Raw genomic sequence first — 8,286 nt, 5'->3', positions numbered from 1 at the left:
CGTCGGTCGCGAAGGTGACGTCCAGGTCACGGATGTCGACGGCGCGTGCGTCGGAAGAGGCCGCAGCCATCACTCCACCTCTCCCATCATCTCGCGGGACGCCGGCTGGCTCGCCGCGACGGCATCCGCCGGTGTCGGTGTCTTCTTCGCCGCCCCTGCGCGACGCCGCGCGCGCAGGCGCGGGTCGGCGAGGTCGTTGAGGCTCTCGCCGATCAGCGTGATACCCAGCACCGTCAGCACGATCGCGAGCCCCGGGGGAACCGCGGTCCACCAGATGCCCGCGGCGACGTCGCTGATCGACTTGTTGAGGTCGTAACCCCACTCGGCGGCCACGGTCGGCTGGATGCCGAAGCCGAGGAAGCCGAGAGCGGCGAGGGTGGCGATGGCCTCCGACGCGTTGAGGGTCACGATCAGCGGCAACGTGCGCGTGGAGTTGCGCAGCACGTGGCGGAACATGATGCGCGGCGTCGAGGCACCGATCACCTTCGCCGATTCAACGAAGGCCTCCGTCTTGACCCGCACCACCTCGGCGCGCACGACCCGGAAGTACTGCGGGATGAACACGACGGTGATGGAGGCCGCGGCCGCCATGATCCCGGGCCACAGCCCGGACTGTCCGTTGTTGATCGCGATGGCCACGACGATCGCGAGAAGCAGCGTCGGGAACGCGTAGATCGCGTCGGCGACGACGACCAACGCACGGTCGACCCAGCCGCCGAGGTAGCCGGAGACGAGACCCAGCAGGATGCCGAGGAACACCGACATCGCAATCGCGACGATCACGACCATCAGCGCGGTCTGCGCACCCCAGATCACCCGGGAGAGCACGTCGTAGCCGCCGACCGTCGTGCCCAGCAGATGCGCCGCGCTGGGCGGCTGCTGCGCGCCGAAGTTGCCGTCCGGCCCGTCCAGCTGCGCGTAGCCGTAGGGGGCGATGAGCGGCGCGAAGATCGCGCAGAACACGAAGATGCCGGTCAGCACGAGGCCGGCGACCAGCATGCCGCGCTGCAGGCCGACGCTCTGGCGCAGCTGGTGGACGACCGGCATCCGGTCGATGAGGCGAGACGTCGTCATGTTCGCATCCCTCCTCAGTACCGGACCCGCGGGTCGATGAGCGCGGCGATGATGTCGACGGCGAAGTTGGTGACCGCGACGATGATGGCGATCATCGCGACGATCCCCTGCACGGCGACGAAGTCGCGCGAGCCGAGGTAGGCGGCCAGCTGGAAGCCGAGCCCCTTCCACTCGAAGGTCGTCTCGGTGAGCACGGCACCGCCGAGCATGAGCGCGATCTGCAGGCCGATGACCGTGATGATCGGGATGAGCGCAGGCTTGTACGCGTGCGTGCGCACCAGGCGTCCCTCCCGCACACCGCGCGAGCGGGCCGCGTCGATGTAGGGCATGTTGAAGGTGCCGATGACGTTCGTGCGCACCAGTCGCAGGAAGATGCCGGCGGTGAGCAGACCCAGCGTGAGGGCGGGGAGCACCGCGTGCAGCAGCACGTCCTGCACGTAGGCGGGGTTGCCGGAGGCGATCGCGTCGATGAGATAGATGCCGGTGCCGCCGTTGCGGCCGATGGCGAGCTCGGTGCGTACGCTCGCGCGTCCGGAGATGGGCAGCCAACCCAGCCAGACGCCGAAGACGAGCTTGGCGACCAGGCCCGCGAAGAAGACGGGCGTCGCGTAGAAGAGGATGGCGCTCACGCGCAGCAGCGCGTCGGGCCAGCGGTCGCGCAGCGCCGCCGCGACCATGCCCAGCGGGATGCCGACGATGAACGCGATCACGAGCGAATAGAGCACGAGCTCGAGGGTCGCGGTGCCGTAGGTCGCGATGACCTGCACGACCGGCTGGTTGTCGGTGATGGTCGTGCCGAAGTCGAAGGTGAAGATGCGGCCGAGGTACTCGACGTACTGCACGAGGATCGGTCGGTCATAGCCGGCCTCGTGGATGCGCTCGGCCAGCTGATCGGCCGGCAGGCGTCCGCCGAGGGCGGCGGTGATCGGGTCGCCGGTGAGGCGGATGAGGAAGAAGACCAGCGTCACGAGGATCAGCACGGTCGGGAAGATCAGCAGGAACCGGATGAGGATGTACCGGCCCAGGGCTGAGCCGGATCCGGTCTTGCGGACCTCCAGCGCGGGAGGCGGCTCGGCGACGGAGGATGCCGTGGCGGTGCTGGTCATAGATGCCTACTCTACGGATGACGGGCGTTTCGACTCGCTGCGCTCGCTCAACGACCGGGGGTGTGATTCCCCCGATCGTTGAGTGAGGAGCGCAGCGACGAGTCGAAACGCCCGGAACGCGTTACTTCGTGATCGGTGCGAAACGGAGCTTGAACGACGCGTCGAGCGTGACGCCCTTCACGTCGGCACCGGTGACCGCGACCTGAGCGCCCTGCAGCAGCGGGACGGTCGAGAGGTCCTTGGCCACGAGGTCCTGGATCTTCTCGATGTCGGACGTGCGCGTGGCGGCATCCGTTTCGACGGCCTGCTTGAGGATCAGGTCGTTGACCTCCTGGTTGACGTAGTGGTTGCCCAGGAAGTTCTTCTCCAGGAAGAACGGCGTCAGGTAGTTGTCGGCGTCGGAGTAGTCCGGGAACCAGCCGAGCTGGTAGGCCGGGTAGACGTCGGCGGTGCGGTCCTTGGAGTACTGCACCCACTCGGTCGACTGCAGGTTGACCGTGAAGAGGCCGTCCTTCTCGAGCTGCTGCTTGACCAGCGCGTATTCGTCACCCGACGACGGGCCGTAGTGGTCGGGGCTGTACTGCAGGCTCAGCGCGACGGGCGTCGTCACACCGGCCGCGGCCAGCGCCGCCTTCGCCTTGTCGGCGCTGGGGCCTCCGTTGCCGTCGCCGTAGAGACCCTTCAGGGCGTCGGTCGCCCCGGCGAACCCGGCCGGGACGTACGAGTAGAGCGGGGTGTAGGTGCCCTTGTAGACCTGGTCGGAGATCGTCTTGCGGTCGATCAGATCGGCCACCGCCTGGCGGACGGCGAGCGCCTTGGCCGGGTCGGCCTCGGCGGTCGTCGCACCGTACGGCTGCGTGTTGAAGTTGAAGACGATGTAGCGGATCTCGCCGCCCGGACCCTCGACGACCTTGACCTTGTCGTTGCCCGACAGGTCGGCCACGTCGGTCGACGACAGGCTGCGGTAGGCCACGTCGACGTCGCCCTGCTGGACGGCGAGCTTCAGGTTCGACGACTCGGCGAAGTAGCTGAGCACGGCGCCCGAGTTGCTGGGCGCGGCGAGCAGACCCTTGTAGTTCTTGTTGGGCGTGAACTCGACCGTCTTGTTGAAGTCCCACTTCGTGATCGAGTAGGGGCCGCCGAAGGCGTCGGCCTTCACGATGTCCTGGTCGGGCGTGACGGCATCGGCCGAGAAGACCTCCTCATCGACGATCGCGCCCGGGAAGGACGTGAGGATGAAGGGGAAGACCTGGTCGTTGTCGGTCTTCAGCTTGAAGACGACGGTCGTGTCATCGGGGGTCGAGACGCTGTCGAGGTTGTACAGCAGGCTCGATGCACCGTTCGGGTCGGCGATCTTCAGGTTGCGGTCGAACGAGAACTTCACGTCCGACGAGGTCAGGTCGTGGCCGTTAGCCCACTTCAGGCCCGCCGGCAGCTTCACCGTGTACTCGTTGGGCGCGGTGAACTCGGCCGACTCGGCCAGGTCGGGAACGACCTTGTTGGAGTTGTAGTCGGTGTTCACCAGGTACGGGAAGACCTGGGTCTGCACGGCGAGCGAGCCGTTGTCGTACGAGCCGGCCGGGTCGAGCGTGGTCACCTTGTCGGTCGTGCCGATGATGATGGGCCCGGATGCCGCGCCGTCGGTCGATCCGCCCGTGTTGCCGCCGCCGGCGCAGCCGGCGAGGAGCAGCGCGGAGACGGCGAGCGCGCCCGCTGCCAGCGCGGTGCGTGCGCGGGCGGAGCCCGGCGAACTGAAGTGCAGTGCCATATGTGAGTACCTCTGCTGTGTGTCGGTCGGCCCCGCCGGACAGGCGAAGCTCAGGTCGCTATCCTGTCGTGCACATCGCCGGCATGCCTCGTGATCGCGCTTTTTGTAACAGGAATGAAACCGGAGACCACCGCGCCTGAGGCGGGTCTCTCGCGCACGAGCGTCCATCGCGCCGCGTCAGTGATCGCGTGCGCTCGCGTGTTCCGGCGGGAGCAGACCGTCGTCGCGCGCGGCCTGCGCGAGCTCCGAGTTGGTGTGGATGACGAGCCGGGCCTCCTGCGCGCTCAGAGCGGGGCGCACGGCGAGCGGGTCGAGCTTCGCGCGCGCGTGGGGCGACCAGGCGCGCGCACCCCGGCGGACCGCATCGACGACCGCCAGCACGATACCCTCGGACTCCCGCGAGGACACGATGCCCTCCACCCCGGCATCCATCAACGTCCGGACGACGTGGTCGGGGGCGTCGGCGGTGAGGGCGACCACGCGCATCCCGACTCATCGGTAGGCGGCGAGCGCCGACGGCTCGGGCTCGACACCGTCGGTCACGACCACGAAGAGCAGCTGGGACGCGCTCACCCCCGCCGCCGGCCACACCACGATCCCGCCGACCGTGGCCGCTTCGGCGACCACGCGCATGCCCAGCCGGCCCGCCAGCAGCTCGCGCGCGTGCGCCCTGCGGGCACGCGATGGGTCGACGATTTTTCGGCCGTGACGAATGTCATGGCGCAGTCGTGACGGCCGTGTGCGGTGCACAGGCCGGCACGCGGGCAGAGTCGGAGACATGGATGAGAACCAGGGACTGCTCGCGGTGGATGCCGCGGGCCTGCGCAAGAGCTTCGGCAGTGTCCGAGCGGTGGAGAGCGTCGATCTGCGGGTGCGCCCGGGCGAGATCGTCGCCTTCCTCGGCCCGAACGGCGCCGGCAAGACCACCACGATCGACATGCTGCTGGGGCTCTCCGACCCCGACGTCGGCGCTGTCCGCGTCTTCGGCGAGAGCCCTCGCGCGGCCATCTCGCACGGGCTCGTCTCCGCGGTGCTGCAGACCGGCGGTCTGCTGAAGGACATCACCGTCAGCGAGACGCTCGCGCTCACGGCGAGCCTGTTCGCCGACACCCGCCCGTTGGAGGAGGTCATGCAGCGCGCCGGCATCAGCGAGATCGCGAACCGGCGCGTCGGGATGTGCTCCGGCGGTCAGCAGCAGAGGCTGCGATTCGCGATGGCGCTGCTGAGCGACCCGGGTCTGCTGATTCTCGACGAGCCGACCACCGGGATGGACGTCGAGGGCCGCCGCGCGTTCTGGAGCGCGATCCGCGCCGACGCCGCGCGCGGACGTACCGTGCTCTTCGCCACGCACTACCTCGACGAGGCCGACGAGTACGCCGACCGCATCGTGCTGATGAGCCGCGGGCGCATCGTCGCCGACGGCTCCACCGCCGAGATCAAGAACCTCGTCTCCGGTCGCATCGTCCGCGCCACCCTGCCCGGCGCCGACCCGGCGCGGCTCGCCGGCCTTCCCGGCGTCGACGACGTCGAGTTCGCCGGCGACCGCATCAGCATCCACACGAAGGACTCGGATGCCGTCGCCCGCCACCTCCTCACCGAGACGGCGGCCCGCGACATCGAGATCACCTCCCAGAACCTCGAGAGCGTCTTCCTCGCCCTCACCTCCGAAGGAGCCTCCGCATGAGCACCGCATCCTCCGCGCCGTCGGCGCTGTCCGCCGATCGCGTCACCCTCGACCGGCGCGTCCCGCCGCTCGGCGGCTTCAACCTCACCTACCTCGGTATCGAGCTCAAGCGCCGCCTGCGCAACCGCCGAACGCTCTTCTTCACCATCGCGTTCCCCGTCGTGATGTACGTCATCATCGGCCTGCGTCTGCGTGACGAACAGCTGACCGAGACGCCGGTCGCGGCGGGCGGTGTCTCCGTCGCGGCCTACATCATGGTGTCGATGGCGATGTACGGCGCCATGATGTCGGCCACGCAGACCGGCGCTGCCGTCGCCCTGGAACGCACGCAGGGCTGGAGCCGGCAGCTGCGCCTCACCCCACTGAACCCGCTCGTCAACATCATCATCAAGATGATCGCGGGCATGGTGCTGGGCCTTCTCGCGGTCGTCGTCACATATGCAGCCGGCGCGATCAGCGGCATCCAGCTCAGCGTCGGTCAGTGGATCGGCACGGGGCTCGTCGGCTGGGTGCTCGCGAGCGCCGTGTTCACGACGCTCGGGCTGTTCGTCGGCTACCTCATGCCGAGCGAGAACGCCGCGCAGGTGACGAGCCTCGTCGTCGTGTTCCTGTCGTTCCTCGGCGGCCTCTTCTACCCGCTCAGCAGCATGCCCGACTTCATGCAGACCATCGCGAAGTTCACCCCGGTCTACGGCATCGGCGAGCTCGCCCGCTCACCGCTGACCGGCGAGAGCTTCGACGCGATGTGGCTGGTCAACGCGCTCGTCTGGCTCGTGCTGTTCGTCGCCGGCACGACGTGGGCGTTCCGGCGCGACACCAAGCGCGTCTGAGTCGGCGCGCCCTACAGTGAAGTCCGTGAGCGCGACACGAGACGATCTCGACGGGACCGGGTGGGACATCCCCCCGGTCCCCGCCTCGTCGACGACACCCACGGCGCGCGAGCTGCTGACCGCCCGCGCCGCGCGCGGCTGGTACGTCGGGGCATCCATCTCGCTCATCTGGCTGTTCATCGTGGCCACCGAGGCCGTCGCCGCGGCGGACACCGCGGTCTCCAACGCCGTCGTGATCGCCCTGCTGGTGCTCTTCGCGGCATCCTTCCTCATCGCCATCCCCGTCTCTCGCCTTCTGCCCCTGCGCCTGCGACTGCTTCCGGCAGCCTGGCTGTTCCTCCTCTCCTTCACCCTCTTCCCGTGGATCGGGTGGGATGTCCGCGGCGTCTGGAGCTACGTGGGCGTCGCGATCGGCATGGCCGTGGTCCGACTGCGCACGACCTGGCTGCTGCTGATCGCCCTGGGAGCGGCCGCCCTCGTCACGGGGGTGCTCTCGGACGGGTGGACCGAAAGCGTGCTGTTCCTTCCCGCGATCATCATCTCGATCTCCGCGATGATGGCGGCGTTCGGACGCAACATCGCGGCCATGAACGCCCTGCGCGCGACGCGGGATCAGATGGCGCAGATGGCCGTCGAGCGCGAGCGCAGTCGGGTCGCCCGTGACCTGCACGACATCCTCGGCCACTCGCTGACGGTCATCACCGTGAAGTCGGAGCTGGCCGGACGGCTGATCGACGTCGATCCCGAGCGCGCCCGTACGGAAGTCGCCGAGGTCGAGGCCCTCGCGAGGGGCGCATTGGCCGATGTGCGCGCGACGGTCGCCGGCTACCGCGGCATCACGGTGGCGGGCGAGCTGGCCGCCGCCCGGCAGGCGCTGGATGCCGCCGGCATCGCCGCCGAACTGCCCACCGCCACCGAGAACGTGCCCGCAGAGCGGCGTGAGCTGGCGGGCTGGATCGTCCGCGAGGGCGTGACCAACGTGATCCGCCACGCGCACGCGTCGCGCTGCCGCGTGCGCCTCAGCGGCCGCAGCGTGAGCATCGAGGACGACGGGGTGGGGCCGGCATCCGGCGCGGGGACGGCGGGCAGCGGACTGATCGGGTTGCGCGAACGAGTGGAGGCGGCCGACGGGCGTCTGATGCTCGGCCGCAGCGAGTGGGGCGGGTTCCTCCTGAAGGCGACGCTGTGATCCGCCTGCTCATCGCCGACGATCAGGCACTCGTGCGCGGCGCCCTGTCGGCCCTGCTCGGTCTCGAACCCGACATCGAGGTGGTCGCCGAGGTGGGTCGCGGTGACGAGGTCGTGGATGCCGCCGTGCGATCGGCTGCGGACGTCGCCCTGCTCGACATCGAGATGCCGGGGATGGACGGGATCGCGGCGGCATCCGCGCTGCGCAGCGCCCTGCCGACCTGCCGGACGCTCATCGTGACCACCTTCGGGCGGCCGGGGTATCTGACGCGTGCGATGCGGGCGGGAGCGTCCGGCTTCGTCGTGAAGGACACGCCCGCGGCACAGCTCGCCGACGCCGTCCGACGGGTGGCGCAGGGGCTGCGGGTCGTCGATCCCGCCCTCGCCGCCGACTCGCTCGCGCAGGGCGAGTCGCCCCTGACGGCCCGCGAGACCGATGTGCTCGCGGTGGCCCGGACAGGCGGCTCGATCGCCGACATCGCGCAGATGCTGCACCTGAGCGAGGGCACGGTGCGCAACCATCTCTCCATGGCGATCGGCAAGACGGGTGCCCGCAACCGCGCCGACGCCGTGCGGGTCGCCGACGAGAACGGCTGGCTCTAGCTGTACTGACCCGGATCGTTGTTGACGTAGGAG

Annotated in this window: 9 protein-coding genes; 4 read left to right on the top strand and 5 right to left on the bottom strand. The window is 69.3% G+C overall.

Translation table 11 applies throughout. The features are described from left to right. Positions 1-69: 69 nt before the first annotated feature. From BGN98_RS06840 to BGN98_RS06820, 5 genes are all read right to left on the bottom strand, one after another. A complete protein-coding gene (locus tag BGN98_RS06840; RefSeq protein ID WP_288120410.1) occupies positions 70-1,074 on the bottom strand; it encodes an ABC transporter permease in 1,005 nt (334 codons plus the stop codon). Between the two features lie 14 nt (positions 1,075-1,088). Continuing rightward, positions 1,089-2,180 (bottom strand): ABC transporter permease, encoded by a 1,092-nt coding sequence (locus tag BGN98_RS06835; RefSeq protein ID WP_288120408.1) that lies wholly within the window; start codon positions 2,178-2,180, stop codon positions 1,089-1,091. A gap of 121 nt (positions 2,181-2,301) precedes the next feature. Then, positions 2,302-3,948 (bottom strand): ABC transporter substrate-binding protein, encoded by a 1,647-nt coding sequence (locus tag BGN98_RS06830; RefSeq protein WP_288120406.1) that lies wholly within the window; start codon positions 3,946-3,948, stop codon positions 2,302-2,304. A 177-nt stretch (positions 3,949-4,125) separates the two neighbouring features. Then, positions 4,126-4,434, bottom strand: coding sequence for a hypothetical protein (locus tag BGN98_RS06825; RefSeq protein ID WP_288120404.1), 309 nt, complete (start codon positions 4,432-4,434; stop codon positions 4,126-4,128). 6 nt (positions 4,435-4,440) lie between these two features. Continuing rightward, positions 4,441-4,581: a hypothetical protein gene (locus BGN98_RS06820; RefSeq protein ID WP_288120403.1), complete on the bottom strand. Its 141-nt coding sequence runs from the start codon at positions 4,579-4,581 to the stop codon at positions 4,441-4,443. Positions 4,582-4,726: 145 nt separating this feature from the next. Here BGN98_RS06820 and BGN98_RS06815 point away from each other — a divergent pair, with 145 nt between their 5' ends. From BGN98_RS06815 to BGN98_RS06800, 4 genes are read left to right on the top strand one after another with little or no spacing between them, the layout of a single operon-like run. Further along, on the top strand, positions 4,727-5,632 hold the full coding sequence (locus tag BGN98_RS06815; protein WP_288120402.1) for an ABC transporter ATP-binding protein: 906 nt from the start codon (positions 4,727-4,729) through the stop codon (positions 5,630-5,632). Then, positions 5,629-6,462 carry an ABC transporter permease gene (locus BGN98_RS06810; RefSeq protein WP_288120400.1) on the top strand — a complete coding sequence of 278 codons (834 nt, stop codon included), beginning with the start codon at positions 5,629-5,631 and terminating at the stop codon, positions 6,460-6,462. The genes BGN98_RS06815 and BGN98_RS06810 overlap by 4 nt, the downstream gene beginning before the upstream one ends. A 25-nt stretch (positions 6,463-6,487) precedes the next feature. Beyond that, a complete protein-coding gene (locus BGN98_RS06805) occupies positions 6,488-7,651 on the top strand; it encodes a sensor histidine kinase (protein ID WP_288120398.1) in 1,164 nt (387 codons plus the stop codon). Next, on the top strand, positions 7,648-8,253 hold the full coding sequence (locus BGN98_RS06800) for a response regulator transcription factor (protein ID WP_036288907.1): 606 nt from the start codon (positions 7,648-7,650) through the stop codon (positions 8,251-8,253). Before BGN98_RS06805 ends, BGN98_RS06800 begins: the two co-directional genes overlap by 4 nt. The last annotated feature ends 33 nt before the right edge of the window (positions 8,254-8,286 follow it).

It is taken from the genome of Microbacterium sp. 69-7, assembly GCF_001897985.1.
Taxonomy (GTDB): domain Bacteria; phylum Actinomycetota; class Actinomycetes; order Actinomycetales; family Microbacteriaceae; genus Microbacterium; species Microbacterium laevaniformans.
Note: the sequence above shows the minus strand (reverse complement) of the source record. Positions and strands in the feature narration are given on the sequence as shown.